We start from the raw sequence: 20,289 nt of genomic DNA, 5'->3' as shown, positions 1-20,289 counted from the left end.
GTAAGTGAAAGATGAATACTGTGCTATTGATATTGGGTGTGTGTTTTATTTTTGCAGGGTTACTGCCTCTTTTTAGGTGGTTAAAGTGTAAAATAAGCAAACATCACTGGCGCGTGTGTGTGATTGATAACATCACTAATGCGGTTAATACTCGTATTGGTGCTCATGAACTATTGCCGTCACAGTCAATGTTAGTTAGCTTTAGATTTAACAATCATTTGTATAGCGTATTGGTCAGTCACGACAACACCCTGCTCACACGATTCAAACAAGGCGAGCCTTGCAGTGTATTGGTTGATAAAAATAACCCGCAAAAGGTTTATAACAACTCACAACTATGGCAAAGCTATGCATTAGTTTGGTTGGTTAGCGGTCTAAGTTTGTGCGTGGGGAGCTATTTTTTAACGTGAGGTAAACGAGCATGCTTGGTATGCAACTCACTTATATTGTTTAGTTTTTAGTTATAAAAAAAGGGGGCCAGCCCCTTGTTAAATAGTATGTTATTTAGGTTGGAAGGTTGAGTAACTATTTATTAGGTTGCGATAATCTGGAATGTGGTTTGAGAATAGAGTCCCCAGTCCTTCCACATCATTGCGCCAGTCTCTATGTAATTCGCAAGCTGCGCCAAACCAGGTCATAAGTTGTGCGCCAGCAGCTGACATGCGATCCCAAGCTGCATCACGAGTCATTACATTAAAGGTGCCTGAAGCATCAGTGATCACGAATACATCAAAACCCTCTGCTAAAGCGGATAAAGCTGGGAATGCAACGCATACTTCAGTTACTACTCCAGCAATAATGATTTGTTTTTTTCCTGTAGCTTTAATAGCGGCAACAAACTCTTCATTATCCCATGCGTTAATTTGTCCAGGCCGAGCAATGTAGGGCGAATCTGGAAACATTTCTTTTAACTCAGGTACTAGCGGGCCGTTGGGGCCTTCTTCAAAGCTGGTGGTTAAGATTGTTGGCATCGCAAAGTATTTTGCACAGTCTGCCAATGCGAGTAAGTTAAAAGACATCCACTACTTTTAAAAATTAAAATGACACCTAACTTCAATACAGTTACAAGAGTTTTTATGTGTCTAATGATATTAAAAAACTCTTCTCAGAATAGTAAATGTTCATTTTTGGGCGAGTATAGCAAATAACTGGCAGCACAAGCTTCAGCCTTGAGCTGATAAAAAGTAAAAAGTTGTTTTATATGGTATTACGCTAATAGTTTTTCGCAATTTTTGCGGTTACTTCGTCGTTTAAAGTGTTGGTGTTCACAATACCGGTCAATTGCATCTGGTTTACCAACTGCACCATGAAAGACTTTAGTAAACCTACTGGTGATTTTTAGCCAGTTTTCAGGGCATATGTTTAGTTGCTCTAGTAGCGGTGGCAAAGAATGATCTATATAACCTGTTTTATCTGTTTTTATGCAGCGCCCTGTTTTATCAACAAGGTTTAGGTAAGAGTTCAGTTCAAAAGGCAAACCATTTACAGTGTGTTTTGTTGTTAAACCTGCAAAGCGAAATAAGGACCTAGGTTGTTTGGCATTTTGTGCTGCTGCAATACGTTTTTTAATACTTGTATAATTTGAGTTTTCAGGTGATGAAGCGGTTCCAGCACGGATTGGGTTTAGATCGACATAGGCCATACAAGCCACTAGTGCTGACTCATCAAGTAAAGCTTGAGATTTAAAGCGTCCCTCCCAAAATCTACCTTTACAATTATCTTCTTTATTAGCTTTGCGAGCAATGTACTCATTAAGTGATCGCATAAACCAGCTAATGTCCATTAGCCTTGAACGATATTCTCCAATGCTAGACTTTACTAATTGCAGTTCGACAGAAGAGAGTACCTCATTTTTCACAAAGCGTTGAGTTAATAAAGTACCTTTAAATGCTTTGTGCCAGCGTAAAGCAATGGCTTTATCATTTAGGCGGTTAGCTTTATTATTAGCTACATGAAGGATGATATGTGTATGATTACTCATCACAGCATAGGCGCATACATCAATACAAAATATTGAAGCGAGCATTATAATTTTATCTTCAACCCATTCTCTGCGGTGCTCATACGATTGGCCCGTATGCTTGTCTATGCCACATAAATAAGCTTTTCTTACGCAACGAGATATACAGTGATAGTAGCGAGTATCACTTAGGCTAATTTGTCTTTTTCGAGCGATTGCCATAAAACCTCCAATGTTGTGTTTCTATAAAAATACTAGTCACTTTATATAGGACTGCAACTTTATGATGGGTTTGAATTGGAATCAGTTGTTGAATTTAGATTTAAGTGGGTGTCATGTAAATTTTTTATCATTATGCGACTTGTAATGAGGTGTAATGTTTTATTTCATGTCGACGTTTACGCTTATAGAGCTGTTAATCCTAGCAGCGTAAACGTCACAGGAACTCGACAATGATTACTTCAAAACTTTTATTTGTGGTTTTACTTGGTACGGCATCGATTGCGCATGCTGGTACGCAGTACACAACACAACCTGCAAGCAATATTACGACAACATCGGCGCAGTTAAATGGTTATTCGGCATCTACTATTGGCTTAAGTGGTGAAATAATTGATTATGGTGAAACCACAAACTATGGCTTTAGTGTTTTAGTCACACCCGCAGGAGTTAATGGCCCTGTGAGTGCGCAAGTAGCTAATTTAGATTGTGGAACGCAGTATCATTTTCGGTTTCATGGTGATCCAAAACCGCCCAGATCAACACTGCAAGGTGAAGATCTCACTTTTACCACGCTACCATGTAACCCCACTATATTAAACAATATCTCCCTAGAAACAGGTGGCCAATATTACGTTGTGGCTGAGAATAATGGGGGGGATACAGTGAATGCAAATCGTCTTGCAATTGGTCCATGGGAGCAATTTAATTTAATAGATATTAATGGCGGTGATTTGCTAAGTGGTGATGAAATACATATCCAAACAACATCAGGATACTATTTTGTGGCAGAGCAAGGTGGTGGGGCTGCACTTAATGCAAACCGAACTGCGGCATCCATATGGGAAACGTTCACTATAGAATTACCAAATAACCCTGGTGCATTAATTCAAAATGGTGACAACATCGCGCTTAAATCGATTAATGGTTATTACGTACAAGCGGTCAATAATGGTGGTTTTGGAACCAATGTTCTGCCTACAGTTATAGGTTGTAATGCAATGTATCCTTGCTCATTAGAAATGTTTAAAATAATATTTTAAGTGTGGGTCGCAATTACCAAAACAGTCTATTGTAAGGTAGTTGCGACTTTCAATATAATACGTTGCACTTGCTGCTGAGGTTTACTCCATAGCGCAGTGTTAACAACCATATCAAAGTATGATATTTAATTATTCAAAGTATATATGACACTCTTAACAATCATTTTCAAAGCTCAGCTGCTCTATTTAACGAGGTTTTTTAGCATAGGGTAGACGCGTTATAGCGTGTGTTTTGTGATAACTATCTAAGCCGCTAATGGTGACGGTGTTGATTGACTCTAAATCGATAAAACCATCCTCTAAAATTGCTGAGTCTTCAACATGTAAGTCTATAATCTCACCGATTACTAACTCAGTGCCATTTACGGCAAGGTGTTGATGTTCAACAAATTTAACTGCATACTTTAAACGGCTTTGAGCAACAAACGGAGCCGAAAAATTAGCCAGATACTCGGTTGTAAGGCCTGTAGCATCAAATTCAGATTCATTTTTATCGTAACGGGCAGAAGTCTGGTGAGCTTGTTCCACAATCTCGCTATTCACTTGGTTAATAGTGTAAACACCGGTTGCTAAAATATTCTCGAAAGTATGACGAGGTACACTATGTGGGCGCATAATCATACCTACAAGCGGTGGATGCGCGCCAAGGTGAATAACCGAACTTACAATTGCTAAGTTGGTGTTGCCTGCACTATCTTGAGTACCAATTAAGTTGGCACTTTTAAAACCAGATAGTGAGTTTATTAAATGCGTACGGTAGTGTTTATCTAACTGACTAATGGCGTCTGTTGTAAAGTGCATGGTTTATCCTTACCAGTGTATGTGCTCACCTTGCCAATCAATGTAGGCGGGTTGACCTACCTCAGTGAGCTGTTCAGGTTGTTGTAAAAGAGTATAAAGTTGTGATGCTACAAACTCAGGTGTAAAGAGCTTACCTGCGGGTACATTTTTTTGAAACGGCTTAGATAAATTAGTATCTGTTGTGCCCGGATGAAAAAGAATTAAACGGGTTTGTTTTGCGCGTCGTTGCAGTTCAATAGCTGCTGTTTTGAATAACATATTAAGTGCTGCTTTTGAGGCGCGGTAGCTGTACCAGCCGCCTAAGTTATTGTCTGTAATACTACCTACTCGCGCACTTAAGGCCGTTATGGTACAAGGTATTTTGTGGCTAAGTAGCGGCGCTATTGCTTGCAGGCACAAAATAGGAGTCAATGTATTGGTGTTGAGTAAGGTATTGAAATAATGCTCATCGATATCGTCGAGTTTTTTTTCAGGCATAGATTGCGCATAATGTAGCTGGCCGTTAAAAATAACTACCTGAGTTGGGTATATTGCGCGCTCTTTAAGTAAGTTTGTTAATTCACTTAAGCGTGCTTTGGAATAGTCACAAACAAACTGCTCAACAGCAATACCGACAGCGGATGTGTCAATACAGCTGCGACTTACACAAAAAACCATAGCCTGTGGATCGTGTTTGGCAATTTCTTTTAGATACGCATTTGCAATTTCACTACTTGCACCGAAAATAATATAAGCGTTAGTCATTATTTTATCCCACAACTTGATTTACAGAAAATGCGTGTGATCTGTCTGCGGTATTTAGCAAACAGGCGATAACCTAGATCGGCAATAAAGCGTATTATGGGCAATTGTAGCAGCTTTAGCCATGAATGACGGCCAACAGTTTGCCATGCTTCAAATGTGACATCTAATCCGTAAATCATTTCACCGTTATCACGCTGGCCATGCAAAAACGCCATGGCATCGTGGCGTTTTATGTTTTTAAAGCGCTGCTCAAAATCATCTTTATTTATATCTTCGAGTATTATTTTGTTGTGTGTGTCAGCACGCTTAAGTGAATCCATTTCTTTAACACAAAGCGGGCAATTACCATCGTAAAAAATAATCATAGTTACTCAAAATTCATCGATTCATTATGTCTTGTTACGAAATAGAATAAGCCTTGGATCTGTTAAATTATCCATTTGGATGATATTAATAGAGTCTTACAAATATAAAGGTAAGCAAAGTGTCGATTTTTTACCGCATTTTACACTCCACACTTAAAAATTGAACACGGCTTATTATTAGTACCTTTATGGTATAAACATCAACAATGGAGTATCAGGAATGAGTGAACAATATGCCGCCTTGCGTGGGAACGTTAATTTATTGGGGCAATTATTAGGCCAAACAATCAAAGACGCCCAAGGACAAGCGATTTTAGATAAAGTAGAAGAAATTCGAGCTTTAGCTAAGTCATCCCGCACAGGAAACGAGCAAGACCGCCATACCTTAATTAATGTTCTGCATGCTTTAACCGATGAAGAGTTACTGCCAGTGGCACGTGCTTTTAATCACTTTTTGAATCTAGCCAATGTTGCAGAGCAGTTTCATACTATTTCTCGTTTTAATGACGTGGGTTTTTGTCAGCTAAGCCCGTTAACACAAACTTTAAAAACATTAGCTAGCCACGCACAGCAGGGTAAAATAAATCCCAATGAAATCGCAGAAAGTTTAGCTAAACTGCATATCAATTTAGTTTTAACTGCACACCCAACTGAAGTAACTCGTCGTACAATTATTAACAAACACGTTGAATTAAGTGATTGTTTAGCAGCTCTTGAGCGTACCGATAACCTGCCTTATGAGCGTGAAAATATATTAAACCGTATCGCACAGTTGATCAGCCAAGCATGGCATACAGACGACATCCGTCGTTCACGTCCAACCCCAATTGATGAAGCAAAATGGGGTTTTGCAGTTATCGAAAATAGCCTATGGCATGCCGTTCCGCGTTTTTTACGAGACTTTAATAAAGAAGTAAAAGAGCACCTTGATTTAGAGTTACCAAACGATTACAGCCCCGTTGAATTTACCTCATGGATGGGGGGCGATCGCGATGGCAATCCATTTGTAACAGCATTAGTGACGCAGCAAGTGCTGGATCATGGGCGCTGGATGGCACTGGATTTATACAGTCGCGATATCGACACTTTAAGCACTGAGCTTTCTATGTCACAAGCCAGTGATGAGCTAGTCGAGCTCGCTAGACAAGATTTTGAACCGTATCGTGCGGTATTAAAAGTACTCAAAGCGCAAGTGAGTGAAACCGTTGCTCATCTTGGCGCTAAAATTATGAATAAGCGCACCGATGCACAAGACATCGTCACTGACATTGAGCAGTTAAAGCAGCCGCTTGAGGCATGCTACCGTTCTTTGCTTAAGAGTAACATTGCGGTGGTAGCCAATGGCTTATTATTAGATGTGTTACGTCGTATTAATAGCTTTGGTATTCGTTTAGCTAAACTAGATGTGCGCCAAGACTCATCACGCCACAGTCAGGTATTTTCAGAGCTCACTCGTTATTTGGGTTTAGGTGATTACGACCAATGGCAAGAAGAAGATAAGCAGGCATTTTTATTAGCCGAGCTTAACTCTCGTCGCCCGCTTATTCCTAAACATTGGCAACCAAGCGCTGATGTAAAAGAAGTCCTCGACACCTTTGATGTAATCGCCAAGCAAGATGCGTCGACGTTTGGTTTATATATTATTTCAATGGCACGCACAGCCTCTGATGTATTAGCAGTACAACTGCTATTAAAAGAAAGTGGTTGTAGTTTTAAACTGCCTGTTGCGCCATTATTTGAAACCTTAGATGACTTAAATGCAGGCAGCGATGTTATTACTCAATTGCTTGATAATAACTGGTATCGAGGCCAAGCTGAGGGCATACAGAATGTCATGATTGGTTACTCAGATTCAGCCAAAGATGCTGGCATGATGGCTGCCGGATGGGCGCAATACGAGGCAATGGATAAGCTTGTACAATTGGCAGAGCAGCGCGGTATTGAGTTAGTCTTATTCCATGGCCGTGGTGGTACTGTTGGCCGTGGTGGCGCACCTGCTGCGCAAGCCTTGCGTTCACAGCCACCAGGTTCACTCAAAGGTGGCCTGCGTGTTACCGAACAAGGGGAGATGATCCGCTTTAAATTTGGCCTACCTAATGTGGCGCTGGAAAGTCTAAACATCTATGCCGGTGCTGTGCTTGAAAGTAATTTGTTACCACCACCAGAGCCAAAAGATGAATGGCGTGATGTAATGGCATTGATCAGTGAAAAGTCATGTGAGCATTACCGTAATGTAGTGCGTTTTGATGAAGACTTTGTGCCGTACTTTAGAATGGCAACACCAGAGCAGGAACTATCAAAATTACCGCTTGGTTCGCGTCCAGCAAAGCGTAATCCCAATGGTGGTGTTGAAAGCCTGCGAGCTATTCCGTGGATTTTTGCTTGGAGTCAAAATCGCTTAATGCTACCAGCATGGCTTGGGGCACTAACTGGTTTACAAGCTGCACTTGAAAAACACGGCATAGACACCCTTAATGAGATGAGTCAACGCTGGCCGTTTTTCAGAGCCCGTCTAGAAATGCTTGAAATGGTATTCAGTAAAGCGGACTGTTGGTTAAGTGCGCATTACGACGACGCTTTAGTTGAAGAGCAATACAAACCACTAGGTGAAAAACTGCGTAAAGAGCTCAAGCAGGCTATTTCACTGGTACAATCGTTAAGTCCACAGCAAAGTTTGCTTGCCGATCAACCTTGGATAAAAGAGTCTATTGGTTTGCGCAACCCGTATACGGATCCATTGAATGTGCTTCAAGTTGAGTTGTTAAAACGTTCGCGCGAAGCGGCAGAAGGCAGCTCTGGTGACATTGATAACGCGTTAATGATTACTATGACTGGGATTGCCGCAGGTATGCGTAATACCGGTTGATTATCCAATAATTAAGTGTGGACTTCTTTGCTGTGTTTAGCAGCGAGAGGTCCATTAATTAGTTAATTGAGCACTAACAGTGCGCTGTGCTGGTAAGGTTCGGCGCATATATTACCAAGTAAGTTATATTTATCCGCATTAAACATCTTATTTAATCTTAGTTCAGCTTAGATGTATTGAATACAGTTACTTCCTATCGTTAAGCTGTTTCAGGTTATAACTTAGTTACAACAAGGTATTTTTTGGTATCATTTTAGCAAAAAAAACCATCCTTTATTCTGTATTAACGCTCTGGTCAGACCTGATTTGCTACTAGATATTGACTGTCTGTTTTTTTTATCTAGAATGTCGGCTGTTTTGTCATTTTATGGCAATTGTACTAATAATCGAGTAGTAATTATGTCAAATGTGTCTACTTGCATCACGTATGATGCATCTACGTCATTAATAATGATGACGCTTAGAGGGACGGCAAGTGCACAGGATGTGATGAACTTTTATCAAATTGCGCAGCAGTATGTATCTATTTACGGCAGTAATAAATTACTCGTTGATGTGTCTGAATTAACGCATAAATTTCCGGCTAGTGATCTACTGACTATTATGCCTGCAGTGTCAAAGTGGTTATCCAGCTGCTTTATTGCTCGCGTTGTTAGTTTTGACGGTTTTATGCACGATTTATTCTTACAAAATGCACAGCGCTTTGATATAAAAGCAGAAAATTTTGATTGTTTTAACAGCGCGAAAAATTGGTTAGTAAATCAACCTAGCATTTAAGCGTTGAACCTTCTAAACTAGTTAGCCATTAAATCATAAAACTAGTCTATGTCTTCATTAACGCCTACAGTAAGTACTCAAACTAGCTGCGTTTTTAGCTTCAGTGAAAAACAACAGCAGCAGTTATATCTTCACGTAAAACAGCACAAGGGTATTTTAAATACCGCTGATATCACAGCTTTGTGCGCGCAATATAAGCAACCTGTCGAGGTTATACTGCGTGCCTTTTTACCTATTGCTGCAAAATTTGCAGTTGTGCCTATTTCACATTTTTTTGTTGGGGCTATTGTAGTTGGCTACGATAAACACGGTGAGCAACATTTTTATTTTGGGGCGAATGTTGAATTTGCACAACAAGCATTAAACTTAGTGGTTCATGCTGAGCAATCGGCAATTAATAACGCTTGGCTCAATGGCGCGAAAAAAATAGCTAAAATTGCTATCAGTGATGCGCCATGTGGTTATTGTCGTCAATTTATGAATGAGTTGGCTGATGCGCAGAGCTTTGATATTTTATTACCGCAGCAGCAATTCAAGCTGGCTGATTTACTCCCTCACTCATTTGGTCCGCAAGATTTAGGTAATTCTTATAGCTTGTTTAACCCCGCTCCACAACAGCATGAATTTGTTGTAACTGATGAACTGGATAAAACGTTGTTAAGTTATGCGTTGGCTGCATATGTACCTTACTCTGAAAATTACAGCGCAGTGAAAATTAGTACTTTCGAAAATGGTAATTTTTATGGTTGTTATGCGGAAAATGCCGCGTATAGCCCGAGCTTATCACCACTGCAAAGTGCGGTGAGTCAATTGCATTTAGCCGGTTTGGCAATGACTAAAGATGTTGTCAAAGGGATTGAGTTACTACAAACGCAGGGCAAGGGAAATCAGTTGAGTGTCAGTCAAGCAGTACTGGCAAGTTACACTGATTTGCCAGTACTACAAAGTATTAGTTTAAATATTAAGCCAACAGCAGTTTAGCGGCTTCGAGTACCACGGCGACTGATTTTTTCTCAATCTCGCCGTGATCTACATTGGGGATTTCTTGGCGAGTACGATTAACCAACACACCAGCTACACAGGCGGCTTTTAGCCCCAGTGCTGCACACATTGTAAATAAGGTTGCTGATTCCATTTCATAGTTCATCACGCCCAGCTTTTGCCATTCTTCACAGCTACCTTGAAATGCTTTTGGTACATAACCCGAGTAAGTGTCGTAACGTTCTTGACCTGGGTAAAAAGTATCGCTTGATGCAGTAATACCAATATGAAAATCAATGCCTAAATTACCGCACGCATTTACCATCGCTTGAGTGGCGAAAAAGTCAGACACCGCAGGGTAGTTCAATGGCGCAAAATGTTGGCTCGCACCATCTAAACGCACAGATGCTTGGCTGATTAAAATATCACCTTCATTAATATGAGGTTGAATAGCGCCAGTTGTGCCAATTCGTAAGAATGTTTCAACTCCCAATTGCGCCAGCTCTTCTACTGCAATGGAGGTTGAAGGACCACCAATACCGGTTGAGCAAATAACCACAGAGTTACCGTTAAGTTGACCTAAGTAAGCATGAAATTCTCGGGTTTGGACGAGGCAAGTTGGGTTTTCGAGAAAAGTTGAAATACGTGCTGCACGATCTGGATCGCCCGGTACAATTGCAAGTTTTGCACCGTGTAGATCGTCGCGGGTGAGTCCTAAGTGAAATACCTTTTCCATAGCGGGGCCTTATTTATAACTTTTGTTCTAACGTCAGTTAATAACGCTAATTTATAAAGAGTTGTTGTCAATTTAGCATAATTACTACAATGCATTGCCTTGTACAGGACGGATGTCCGTTATCAAATTTATTCATTCTCTTTGAATATTCAAGCAACTGACTTTAATTTGTGTCATCGCCGGTAGTTGACTTGTATTCATAGACACTATATCAATCCTACTAGGCACTCTATTTTAGTTTATACGTTGTTGGACGAATAAGTATAACCAATTGTTATTATAGAGATTTATATAGTTATTTAAAATGTAGCTAAAGCGGCGAGAGTAATAAAATTGCGAGTGAAAATCGGCGCGTGAATCTTTTATTAATTTTATTTTCAACAACGCTCTTTTGCATAACTACGCAAAAGCACACAGTAAGGAATTGCAATGAGCACACAATGGCACACATTTAAAAGTAAAGTTGAGCACTGTTTATGTCCGCCGGGCGATGGCGTTTTTACGGTTAATACTGCAAAAGAACGTAAAGCGGCGCTGCGTATGAAACTGTATGGGCAAGAAGATAATATCGATACGCTATGGCGTGCATCACTCGATACACTTAGTCAAAGTGAGCATAAAGCGGTGACTTTAGGCATTAGCTCTGACTGTGGTGGTGGCATTTTACGCGGCGCCAACTGGGGGCCGTTGTTTTTACGTTCAGCATTGATTGATCAGCAGCCTCAGGCAAAGTCGTTTGACTTAGGTGATGTAAGGGTTATTCCACATTTATTGCATGATAAATATTTAAACGACGCGACTATCAGTAATTGCCAACAGGCATTATATGATAATCCAAGCAGTGAGTATTATGTCAGCCCGTTGTCTATCACTGAAGATGTATGCGATAGCTTTTATGCAACGTTTACTGATAAAGGCATTTTTGGTATTGGTGGTGATCATTCAATTAGTTACCCGTTAACTAAAGCGTATTTGAAGGCAAAGCGTGCGCAAGGTAAACGCACTGCGATTATTCACTTTGATGCGCATACCGATTTACTCGTTGAGCGTTTAGGTATCGATTTATGTTTTGGCTCGTGGTGCACGCATATTTTAGAGTTTTTACCTGCACCACATCATCTGATCCAATTTGGTATTCGTTCAAGCGGTAAGCCAAAAGAACACTGGGAATCTACCTTTGGCGTTAAACAACATTGGGCCCATGAGATCATCGAACGAGGCGCGCCGGCAATTGCCGCAGAAGTAATTGCTCAGCTTAAAGCTGATAATGTTGATGAACTCTACGTCAGCTTTGATATTGACGCCCTCGATGAAGAGTTTGCATCAGCAACAGGCACACCCGAAGGGAACGGTTTAACGCCGCAGCATGCTTTGGATATCTTGGTTGCTTTGGCTGATGAATTTCCGATCACTGGCGCTGATATGATGGAAATTGCCCCATTTACTGACAGTTCACTGATTGGTCAATCGAGTTCAGATACAACGCTTAGAGAAGGTGCAAAAATTTCAGCATTTTTAATTAATGCCATGAACCGCGCATAGTCAATAACAGTTCATTTAAGCAGCCTGCTACGGCATGCTGCTTTTTAAATTCACAAATCAGCTATTTGCCGTTATATTTAATTTACATCAACAGATGCTTAAAGTAATAATCGGTGGGGCAAGAGTGGCTAAGTGGTGTTATTTTTTATTTATAATCTTAAGTAATCAAAGTCTCGCTAAATTAAATGTGGTGACGGAATATTTTCCGCCTGCTCAATATCTTGATGAAAACGAACAACTTGTTGGCTATATCGCTGATAAAGTTCAAATGGTGTTAGCTTCTTCAACACTCGATTATACAATCTCAGTGTATAGTTGGAGTACCGCATTTAATATGGTACTGCGCGATCCGCAAACGTGCATTTTTTCTATGGCGCGCTCAACTTCTCGTGAAAAGCAATTTATTTGGATTGCAGAATTAGCACAGTTGAACACTTATCTTTATGCTTTGAATTCGAAAAGCATCGTTATCGATTCCCTAGAGCAAGCAAAGCAATACCGAATTGCGGTATTAAAAGATAATTACAGCCATCACTTTTTATTATCACAGGGCTTTGAAGAAGGTGTAAATCTAATGCTGATGAATAGTTTTGATAATATTTTTAAAATAGTTCAAAGCCGTCAAAGCACTATCGATATCGTCGTATTACCTGAACAACGCGTTAAATTTGAACAGTCTAAAAGGCAGGTTACTGACAAGTTAACACCAATTTTAAGACTCAAGATCACGCAACCAGCACTGTATTTTGCTTGTAACAAAGCGCTAGATAAGCCAACTCAAACCAAACTCAGCAACGCATTCAACGCGTATCAGTAAGCTTTTATTGTTGGTAATGCACTGATATTTAATTACTTTTAATATTAATTAAATTTAAATTGCCCAACCTTTAAAAGGGGTTATAATCCAGCTGCTTTTGCTTATAAAAGCGCTTATTTTTGGAGTTATAAATGGGTGACTTAATCGGGATTGGTTTATTAATCTTGATCAGTGCGTTATTTGCTATGTCGGAAATCGCCATCGCAGCATCACGTAAAATTAAATTAAGAGTCATGGCTGACGAAGGCAATGCTAAAGCGGCTGCAGTGTTAAAGCTGCAAGAGCAACCCGGTGCTTTTTTTGCCATGATCCAAATTGCCCTTAATGCAATTGCTATTTTAGGCGGTATAGTGGGCGAACAAGCGCTTTCACCTTATGTTGAAAGTGTGCTTGTGTTATTTTATCAAGGACCGTTACTGGCGCAAATTAGCTTTTTACTGTCGTTTTTGACAATTACTTCATTGTTTATTTTATTTGCTGATTTATTACCAAAACGCTTAGCTATGATCCTACCAGAGGCTGTTGCGGTTCGCGTAGTCACGATTATGCGTTGGGTAACGTATGCATTAACACCGTTAGTATTGTTTTTTAATGGTGTAACTAACATTGTTTTACGCTTATTCAATGTGCCGGCAGAGCGTGAAGACATTGTAACCACCGAAGACATAGTCGCAATGATGGATGCAGGCGCAGAATATGGCAGCTTACAACAACAAGAATATGATTTAATTGGTAATGTATTTGATTTAGAAGCGCGCTTTTTATCGAGTGTAATGTCACCTAGAGATCAAATAGTCTACTTTGATATTAACGAAGCCAGCGATAGTATTTCGGGCAAAATCATTGATCATCCACATAATCATTTTTTGGTATGCAATGGCAATTTAGATAAATTAATTGGCTCAGTTGAATCAAAAGATATTCTTCGCCAAGTGCTCAAAGGCGATGCAGCGAATATTAACGACGAAATGCTCGAAAAAGAGATTTTTTATCTACCAGAAACACTGAGTTTGTCAGAGGCATTAAATGCCTTTAAAGGCGCAGCAAAACCCTTCGCAGTGGTGGTAAATGAATACGCACTTGTCGTGGGAATTGTGACAGTTAAAGATCTTATGAAAGGCTTTATGGGAGATTTGATCACCCATAATGGTGATGAATTAATTATCGCACGTGATGCAAATTCATGGTTAGTTGATGGTTTAACTCCAGCCGTTGAGCTGGCAAAAGTGCTCGGTGTGGATGAATTTCCAGAGCAAATGCATTATGAAACTGTTGCCGGATTTTTAATTTATACCATGAAGCGAATTCCTAAACGTGCAGAATATATTCAATTCGCAGGTTTTAAATTTGAAGTGGTGGATGTTGAAGGGATCCGAGTTGAGCAATTATTGGTGTCTAAAATACTACCGGTAGAACCAGTCTTACAATAAAACGTGAGGCGCTATGCGCCTCATTATTTATTCAAAAGCGCCTTTTATTATTGCAAACCCTTGCTCAACCATATGAATGCCATTACTCCATACATGTTGTGGCGCTAAAGTGTTGCTATCAAGTAAAACTAAGTCGGCGTCTGAGCCTTTGCTAATAGTGCCTTTTTTAATCCCCAGTACATTAGCGGGATTAGTGGTTATGGCCATTAATGCGTGCTCTATACTCACCTCATATTGATGTACAGCTTGTTGAAAAGCACCTAACAGAGAGGCTTCTTTACCAATTTCAAGCCCGAGCAAATTAAATTGCTCGTCAAATATTGGCAGGCTGGCATGGCCATCTGAACTCATAGTCAATTGTGTTGGCTTAACATTGTGTGTTAAACAGTAAGCTAACGCTTGCGCGGCAGCATATTCGCCATGGGCAAGATCATACTCAGTTGTGCTGGTGGTAAAATCAATTGTACCGCCGGCTTCACAAAATAAAATCCCAGCGTCAAGCAGCGCTTTATTTCTATTCATGTGTGTTGGATAAAACTGACTCAATGAAATATCAGTATTTTTATCAACCTCATGCAGAATCGCTAAGTGACTATTAACGGGGCCGACATGAATGCTCACGGTGCCTTTTTTTGCGCTTAGCATGCCGGCGACTTTTGCTTCTGCTGCCAACTCTGCGAGTTGTTGAACGGTGGGTTGGCTGCTACGGTGATCTGAAATTGCCACTTCGCCTACGCCAATAAACTCGTCAATATACATTAGGTCATTTGTAATACTACCCGTCAGTGTTTTAGCGGGTAAGTGATAAGAGCCAGTATGGCAAAATACATTAAGACCAAGCTCTTTTAAGCCTTTCGCTTTAGCAACTAAGTTGGTTAGTGTGCGACTGCTTGAGTCAGTGCCCAGCGCTGCAATAACGGTTGTAATACCTGCTAAGGTGGCATCAGTTAAGTTCATTTCTGGCGTTCGACTAGTAAAACCTGCTTCGCCGCCACCGCCTGTAATATGGACCAAAGAGTCAACAAAGCCTGGTACTAGAATGTTTCCTCGGCCATCGATAATCTTTACTTCGGTATTACTTTCTAGTTTGATCTCGGTTCGAAAATCAATCACTTTAGAACCAGCGATGAGTACATCCATCTGCCCTTGAGGGCTTGGAGTATAAAGGTTTGCACCTCGAATTAATGTCAACATAGTGAAGTCTTTTTATTGATAATTGATAAAATAAGCAAGAAATATGAAGCCGCTTGCTAAAGTAAATAATGCTAAAGTGAAACGCCAAATAAAGGCTGCCCATTCGCTCCAATCAAGCTTTACAATACCTAAGCAACCGATCAAGCTGGCTGAGGTTGGAATGAATATATTCGTTAAGCCATCGCCAAACTGAAAAGCTAATACCACAATTTGTCGTGAGACATTGAGTAAATCGCCTAATGGAGACATCAGTGGCATAGTGATAGCGGCTTGGCCGGACCCTGAAGAAACAAAAAAGTTAAACACACTTTGAAATAATAACATTCCCCATGCCGCAACAAAGTCTGGTACCGCAGCGATACTACTAGCACTATGATAAAGTAATGTATTTAAGGTTGACGGTGCATTTAAATCACTGCCGCCAAGTAATAATACCACCCCTTTGGCAAGAGCGACTAACATGGCTGCGGGCAACAATTCTTGTGCGCCATGTTTAAATGCATCAGCACTTTGGTTAGCTGTTTGTTTATTAAAAATACTGGCTATAAAAGCACTGATCACACCAATACAAAAAAACTGTGCTGCGAGCTCTGGAATATAGTATTGGCGCGCCATCACACCCCACACAACCCAAGTAATACCCGTTATAAAAGTAATCAAGATAAGTTTATCGGCGGTATCTAATTTTATATCAGTATGGGAGTCGCTTTGCGCGGTGTTAATGGTTCTGATCGAGTTGGCATAACGTATAGTAAAAAATAAACCAAATAGTGTAAACACAACCCATGCGATCATTCTAAAGCCAGCACCAGAAAAAACCGGTATTTCAGCAATAGATTGTGCAATTGCAATACTAAAAGGATTCATCCAAGACGTTGCAAAGCCAATTTGTGTGGCAACATACGTAGTTAAAACCGTTACTTTGGCATCATAGCCGAGCTGTTTCATGATCGGTAGCAAGACAATACAAAAAGCAATGGCTTCTTCGCCCATACCAAATACTGCGCCACCTAACGAAAATAACACAAATAATAATGGTAGAAACAGCCATTCAACTCGCTGAGTTTTATTGATAAGCGCCATAATACCGTTATTAATTGCGCCTGTTTTCATAATGATACCGAACGCGCCGCCGGTAATTAATATAAATGCCATGACACCGATGGTTGCGCCGTACTTGTCACCCGATACTAAACCTTCAAACAACACATTTGCCAGGCCAATTTCACCGCCTTCAGCAAACAGCGGCGTTTGCTCGCTTACAGCCACTGTTTGGTATTGAGAAAGTTCAACACTGTGGCTATCTTTTTGGGCGTTAAACATCCCAGGAGTAATAAACAAGGTTGCCAAGTAGGCAATTAATGCAACTGATAACAAGATGATACTTGCATCAGGCATAGTAAATTGTTTGTTTTTCATAATTTCACTTTTCGCAAAGAAATAGGTTGCTTAGACTAAGCCGCACACCTGCTTATTTTAACACGAAGTTTATTTGAATAAGTGACCTTACTCTACAAAGCAAAGCCACTTAGTACAATTTGGATGGTGTTACGCACAGCGACTAGCACGGCGCGTATAATTTTTAGAAACGATAGCTGACACTAAATGTATAACGCGCGCCATAAGCATTATGGTTTATAGAATCAAAACCACGACTTGAGCCGTATAGCTGTGGCGGCTCTTTGTCAAAAATATTATCAATGCGCGCTCTTAAGGTAAGGGCTTTATTTACGTAGTAACCTGCAGATAAATCCCATACGAGCCAATCGTCAACTTGATGATTACCTTGTGAGTCAAGTTTACCTAAACTTTCCAGTTCATCAATTTCACGGCCTCTAAGTCCTTCAATGTCATCATCATAGCTGCTGGTGTAATTTGCGCCAAGGTTTAGGTAGTAGCTTTGAGCTTCCCAATCGATTGACATACGACCGATGTTTTCAGGGTAGCGATACGTGCCAACTAACTTTTCAATGGCATCAGAGCCTGGTTTATTGCGCTCAAATTCAAGATAGTGCGTGCCATCAAATGCAAAAGTTAAATCGCCACCTGAAAGCCTAAAACGGTGATCAAACTTAATATCAATCCCTGCTAATGTTTGTGTGCCGGTATTTTCAAGTGGGATAACATGGTCACGAAATAATGGTAAAAATAGCTCATCATCACGTGGGTTAAACTCGGTAATATAGTTATCTAAAATTTCATTTAGGTTGGCACCATCTTGCTCGATACTTAAACCACTATTGTCACTGATATCACATAGCTCATTATCGTAAGAAATACCTTGTTGACCTTCTGGGACAATACCGCAATGGCGCAGTGATGCATCAGTAATGGCACGATCTAGCACCGCAGTCATATTAGTATCAATCACTTCTTCGTGATCAAACTGCCAGTAATCAACGGTTAGGTTAGTATCAGCGCTTGGGCTCCAAGCAAAACCAACACTAATAGCTTCTGATTCTTCAGCTTTAAGATTTTTATTTCCAAGCTCGAGTGAGTTAACACTTACCTCTGTTCCTTGGCCCATACAATAAAGATCAGATACTGCTTGGTTAGCACCGCAATCGAAGGTTGATTGAGTGGTTCTTAATTTAACACCAGCTTGCGTAAGAGAAGGGGCACGGAATGACGTAGACCATGAGCCACGTAACACTAACGAGTCGTTAGGACGATAGCTTAAGCCTATTTTTGGATTAAAGGTGCCGCCAAAATCGTCATAATGATCGTAACGTCCTGCCGCCTGTAGCTCAACTTGATCGGTCAATGATACACTTATTTCTGCGAACGCCGCGTATTGAGTGCGATCAGCCTCTGATAAGCTCGAGCCAAAACCAAATACATCCACTAAGTAGCCGTTTTCAGGGCGTGCTTGCGAGTCAAGTGATGGAATGTCAGTTAATTCTTCACGGCGAGCTTCAACTCCAAATGATGCATAAGCGGGTAAATCATTAAAGGTGAATAGCTCACCGTTAAAGTTTACATCCCAGCCGTATACGGTGCTTTCGCCACTGCGTGTTGGACGTGCCTGTGCCGTTGCTAAAACCGCATCGTTGGCGGCATCGCCTTGCACAAATGGATTATAAAATGGCAGTAAATCGCCTGATACACAGTTAAGGTTTGCGCCGTCGTAGTTTGCTAATGTACCGTCTGAGCATAGTTCACCAGTAATGGCGGCATGAAATTGATAGCGATTGTAAATACCATCAATGGCTTCTTGCTCAGAGCTTGAGCGAGAAAAGGTTACGCCTGACTCCCAGCTCCAGTCACCAACATCACCTGCAAGGCTACTCACTAAGCGGAAGTTTTTAGTTTCTACTTCGACAGTACGTGGGGCATTAAAACGCGCATCAAAGCCAAAGCCGTAAACTTCGCGGCCAGCTTGCGTATCAAATTCAAATGGGTCAATAAACACTTGATCCATCAAATCATTACTGCCATCTGCATTATCATAAATGAACAGCGCATCTTCTAAAATGAAAGGACCATCTTCATCATTTATTTGATTAATCGGTGAGGGTGACGAGTACGCTTTTGCCTTTGTTTGGCTATAGAAAAAGTCAGTATGCCAATCAAGACCGCCTAAGCTGCTATTGAACATAAAGCCAGTCGATAGACTCTCAAATGGCGTATCCAGATAATCGTCTTGATTTGGGTAATAGGCACAAATGTCTTCACCAAATTCAGTTGTAACTAATTCAGTCTGGCAATTTGGCGCTGGCAATTCATTCCCATCACGCGAGCTGTAATAATAAATATTTGGCGCGTTTTCAAGTTTTGGTAAGTACGAATAACTATTCACCAGTGGTGATGATGCAGTGAAATCTCGATCGGTTGCTTTAAATGCGTTACGGTCAAAAATATCGGCAAAAACCGTTAAGTTACTCTCACCAATGTTTGTACCGTATACTAGGTTAAGTTGTTTTTTACCTTCATCATGACTGTTAAAGCTGTTTGCGTAGGATGCGTTTACTTCAGCGCCTTCAAAGTCATCTTTTAAAATATAGTTAATTACACCTGCTACGGCATCTGCACCGTAAACCGCTGATGCACCGGTTGCAAGAATATCAATGCGCTCGATAGCTGCAAGTGGAATTGAGTTCACATCGACAAAGTTTTCCGTGCCAGCGGCAAATGAACTGGGCGCAACACGACGACCATTAATCAGTGTTAATGTGGCTGATGGGCCCATGCCACGTAGGCTTGCTGCAGATTGTCCCGCAGGTGTTGAAGTGGACGTGCCACCGCTTTCTGAAGTGGAAAAAGTGCCGCTACCACCTTTGAACACGGATAAATCCTTTAGTAATTCGTGAATCGTGTTGGCGCCAGAGCGTTTGATGGCATCTTGGTCTAATACCGTTAGTGGAATCGTTCCTTCAAGATCGACGCCTTTTAAACGTGATCCGGTGACTTCTACTCGTTCAATGTTTTCAGCTTTAGTGTTTTCTTGCGCATACAAAAAAGTTGGGCAAAGCACTGCGCTTATTGCCGTTGCAATAGTTAATTGACGAAACATATTGGTTTACCTTTGTCTTTATTTTAAGCACAGGTGTACTGCACAGTGCTTATTTTTTGATTATTTAGACAGGGCCGTGATCGATAGACACAGTTAGCCCCTCACAGAGAATGTGAGGTAGTGGCTACTCGTCAAACCACTCCGAAAGGTAGTGAGGAGAGTAGAAATATGTACACAGCGATGTTGCGTTTTTAAACATAATTCCAATCCAAAAGGTTTTTGACAAAGCTAGTATTTGGGTGCTAGCTTACTCGCGATTTAAAAGTTCCTTATTTTTATAGCAAGCATAAAGTTTTACTGC

General features: G+C 40.7%; 17 protein-coding genes. 8 read left to right on the top strand and 9 right to left on the bottom strand.

Annotation, left to right across the window (positions count from 1 at the left end):
• The first annotated feature begins 11 nt into the window (after positions 1-11).
• Positions 12-410, top strand: coding sequence for a hypothetical protein (locus FW757_RS10910; protein WP_145234441.1), 399 nt, complete (start codon positions 12-14; stop codon positions 408-410).
• Between the two features lie 90 nt (positions 411-500).
• On the opposite strand, the gene ycaC is transcribed toward FW757_RS10910, so the two are convergent.
• Positions 501-1,019: an isochorismate family cysteine hydrolase YcaC gene (gene ycaC, locus FW757_RS10905; RefSeq protein ID WP_145234438.1), complete on the bottom strand. Its 519-nt coding sequence runs from the start codon at positions 1,017-1,019 to the stop codon at positions 501-503.
• Between the two features lie 188 nt (positions 1,020-1,207).
• Positions 1,208-2,182 (bottom strand): transposase, encoded by a 975-nt coding sequence (locus tag FW757_RS10900; RefSeq protein ID WP_182717609.1) that lies wholly within the window; start codon positions 2,180-2,182, stop codon positions 1,208-1,210.
• A gap of 230 nt (positions 2,183-2,412) precedes the next feature.
• Here FW757_RS10900 and FW757_RS10895 point away from each other — a divergent pair, with 230 nt between their 5' ends.
• Entirely contained in the window at positions 2,413-3,222 is an 810-nt protein-coding gene (locus FW757_RS10895) for a fascin domain-containing protein (RefSeq protein ID WP_145234434.1), read from the top strand.
• A gap of 186 nt (positions 3,223-3,408) precedes the next feature.
• Here the strand turns inward: FW757_RS10895 and FW757_RS10890 are convergent, their stop codons facing one another.
• From FW757_RS10890 to FW757_RS10880, 3 genes are read right to left on the bottom strand one after another with little or no spacing between them, the layout of a single operon-like run.
• The gene (locus FW757_RS10890) at positions 3,409-4,023 is read right to left on the bottom strand and encodes a flavin reductase family protein (RefSeq protein WP_145234432.1); all 615 of its coding nucleotides are present in this window, start codon (positions 4,021-4,023) and stop codon (positions 3,409-3,411) included.
• A gap of 9 nt (positions 4,024-4,032) precedes the next feature.
• Positions 4,033-4,767 carry an SDR family NAD(P)-dependent oxidoreductase gene (locus FW757_RS10885; RefSeq protein ID WP_182717608.1) on the bottom strand — a complete coding sequence of 245 codons (735 nt, stop codon included), beginning with the start codon at positions 4,765-4,767 and terminating at the stop codon, positions 4,033-4,035.
• The gene (locus tag FW757_RS10880) at positions 4,767-5,132 is read right to left on the bottom strand and encodes a thiol-disulfide oxidoreductase DCC family protein (RefSeq protein ID WP_182717607.1); all 366 of its coding nucleotides are present in this window, start codon (positions 5,130-5,132) and stop codon (positions 4,767-4,769) included. The genes FW757_RS10885 and FW757_RS10880 overlap by 1 nt, the downstream gene beginning before the upstream one ends.
• Before the next feature lie 220 nt (positions 5,133-5,352).
• Here FW757_RS10880 and ppc point away from each other — a divergent pair, with 220 nt between their 5' ends.
• The 3 genes from ppc to cdd all read left to right on the top strand — a co-directional run bounded on the left by ppc (position 5,353) and on the right by cdd (position 9,756).
• On the top strand, positions 5,353-7,998 hold the full coding sequence (gene ppc / locus FW757_RS10875) for a phosphoenolpyruvate carboxylase (protein ID WP_446441213.1): 2,646 nt from the start codon (positions 5,353-5,355) through the stop codon (positions 7,996-7,998).
• A 399-nt stretch (positions 7,999-8,397) separates the two neighbouring features.
• Positions 8,398-8,775, top strand: a complete 378-nt coding sequence (locus tag FW757_RS10870; protein ID WP_446441212.1) for a hypothetical protein — start codon at positions 8,398-8,400, stop codon at positions 8,773-8,775.
• Between the two features lie 48 nt (positions 8,776-8,823).
• Positions 8,824-9,756, top strand: coding sequence for a cytidine deaminase (gene cdd / locus FW757_RS10865; protein ID WP_446441211.1), 933 nt, complete (start codon positions 8,824-8,826; stop codon positions 9,754-9,756).
• Here cdd and udp read toward each other — a convergent pair.
• The gene (udp, locus tag FW757_RS10860) at positions 9,737-10,492 is read right to left on the bottom strand and encodes a uridine phosphorylase (protein WP_149979966.1); all 756 of its coding nucleotides are present in this window, start codon (positions 10,490-10,492) and stop codon (positions 9,737-9,739) included. The two genes, cdd and udp, sit on opposite strands and share 20 nt — an antisense overlap.
• Before the next feature lie 429 nt (positions 10,493-10,921).
• On the opposite strand from udp, the gene FW757_RS10855 reads away from it, so the two are divergent.
• The 3 genes from FW757_RS10855 (at position 10,922) to FW757_RS10845 (ending at position 14,281) form a co-directional block, all read left to right on the top strand.
• Positions 10,922-12,034, top strand: coding sequence for an arginase family protein (locus FW757_RS10855; protein WP_446441210.1), 1,113 nt, complete (start codon positions 10,922-10,924; stop codon positions 12,032-12,034).
• Positions 12,035-12,068: 34 nt separating this feature from the next.
• Positions 12,069-12,851, top strand: coding sequence for a substrate-binding periplasmic protein (locus FW757_RS10850; RefSeq protein ID WP_259398738.1), 783 nt, complete (start codon positions 12,069-12,071; stop codon positions 12,849-12,851).
• Between the two features lie 131 nt (positions 12,852-12,982).
• Positions 12,983-14,281 carry a hemolysin family protein gene (locus FW757_RS10845; RefSeq protein ID WP_182717602.1) on the top strand — a complete coding sequence of 433 codons (1,299 nt, stop codon included), beginning with the start codon at positions 12,983-12,985 and terminating at the stop codon, positions 14,279-14,281.
• Positions 14,282-14,308: 27 nt separating this feature from the next.
• Here the strand turns inward: FW757_RS10845 and iadA are convergent, their stop codons facing one another.
• The 3 genes from iadA to FW757_RS10830 all read right to left on the bottom strand — a co-directional run bounded on the left by iadA (position 14,309) and on the right by FW757_RS10830 (position 19,988).
• Positions 14,309-15,475, bottom strand: a complete 1,167-nt coding sequence (gene iadA / locus FW757_RS10840; protein ID WP_182717601.1) for a beta-aspartyl-peptidase — start codon at positions 15,473-15,475, stop codon at positions 14,309-14,311.
• A 12-nt stretch (positions 15,476-15,487) separates the two neighbouring features.
• The gene (gene yfcC, locus FW757_RS10835) at positions 15,488-16,894 is read right to left on the bottom strand and encodes a putative basic amino acid antiporter YfcC (protein ID WP_182717600.1); all 1,407 of its coding nucleotides are present in this window, start codon (positions 16,892-16,894) and stop codon (positions 15,488-15,490) included.
• 163 nt (positions 16,895-17,057) lie between these two features.
• Positions 17,058-19,988, bottom strand: a complete 2,931-nt coding sequence (locus FW757_RS10830) for a TonB-dependent receptor domain-containing protein (protein WP_182717599.1) — start codon at positions 19,986-19,988, stop codon at positions 17,058-17,060.
• Positions 19,989-20,289: the final 301 nt, after the last annotated feature.

This window comes from Pseudoalteromonas sp. 1181_04 (assembly GCF_052850545.1).
Note: the sequence above shows the minus strand (reverse complement) of the source record. Positions and strands in the feature narration are given on the sequence as shown.

Excerpts from the sequence above, each read along its gene's own strand:
- udp (WP_149979966.1), bottom strand. The coding sequence starts at position 10,492 with ATGGAAAAGGTATTTCACTTAGGACTCACCCGCGACGATCTACACGGT.
- FW757_RS10895 (WP_145234434.1), top strand. The coding sequence starts at position 2,413 with ATGATTACTTCAAAACTTTTATTTGTGGTTTTACTTGGTACGGCATCG.
- cdd (WP_446441211.1), top strand. The coding sequence starts at position 8,824 with ATGTCTTCATTAACGCCTACAGTAAGTACTCAAACTAGCTGCGTTTTT.
- ycaC (WP_145234438.1), bottom strand. The coding sequence starts at position 1,019 with ATGTCTTTTAACTTACTCGCATTGGCAGACTGTGCAAAATACTTTGCG.
- FW757_RS10855 (WP_446441210.1), top strand. The coding sequence starts at position 10,922 with ATGAGCACACAATGGCACACATTTAAAAGTAAAGTTGAGCACTGTTTA.
- FW757_RS10900 (WP_182717609.1), bottom strand. The coding sequence starts at position 2,182 with ATGGCAATCGCTCGAAAAAGACAAATTAGCCTAAGTGATACTCGCTAC.
- FW757_RS10910 (WP_145234441.1), top strand. The coding sequence starts at position 12 with ATGAATACTGTGCTATTGATATTGGGTGTGTGTTTTATTTTTGCAGGG.
- FW757_RS10850 (WP_259398738.1), top strand. The coding sequence starts at position 12,069 with ATGCTGCTTTTTAAATTCACAAATCAGCTATTTGCCGTTATATTTAAT.
- FW757_RS10845 (WP_182717602.1), top strand. The coding sequence starts at position 12,983 with ATGGGTGACTTAATCGGGATTGGTTTATTAATCTTGATCAGTGCGTTA.
- FW757_RS10870 (WP_446441212.1), top strand. The coding sequence starts at position 8,398 with ATGTCAAATGTGTCTACTTGCATCACGTATGATGCATCTACGTCATTA.
- iadA (WP_182717601.1), bottom strand. The coding sequence starts at position 15,475 with ATGTTGACATTAATTCGAGGTGCAAACCTTTATACTCCAAGCCCTCAA.
- FW757_RS10830 (WP_182717599.1), bottom strand. The coding sequence starts at position 19,988 with ATGTTTCGTCAATTAACTATTGCAACGGCAATAAGCGCAGTGCTTTGC.
- FW757_RS10885 (WP_182717608.1), bottom strand. The coding sequence starts at position 4,767 with ATGACTAACGCTTATATTATTTTCGGTGCAAGTAGTGAAATTGCAAAT.
- FW757_RS10890 (WP_145234432.1), bottom strand. The coding sequence starts at position 4,023 with ATGCACTTTACAACAGACGCCATTAGTCAGTTAGATAAACACTACCGT.
- ppc (WP_446441213.1), top strand. The coding sequence starts at position 5,353 with ATGAGTGAACAATATGCCGCCTTGCGTGGGAACGTTAATTTATTGGGG.
- FW757_RS10880 (WP_182717607.1), bottom strand. The coding sequence starts at position 5,132 with ATGATTATTTTTTACGATGGTAATTGCCCGCTTTGTGTTAAAGAAATG.
- yfcC (WP_182717600.1), bottom strand. The coding sequence starts at position 16,894 with ATGAAAAACAAACAATTTACTATGCCTGATGCAAGTATCATCTTGTTA.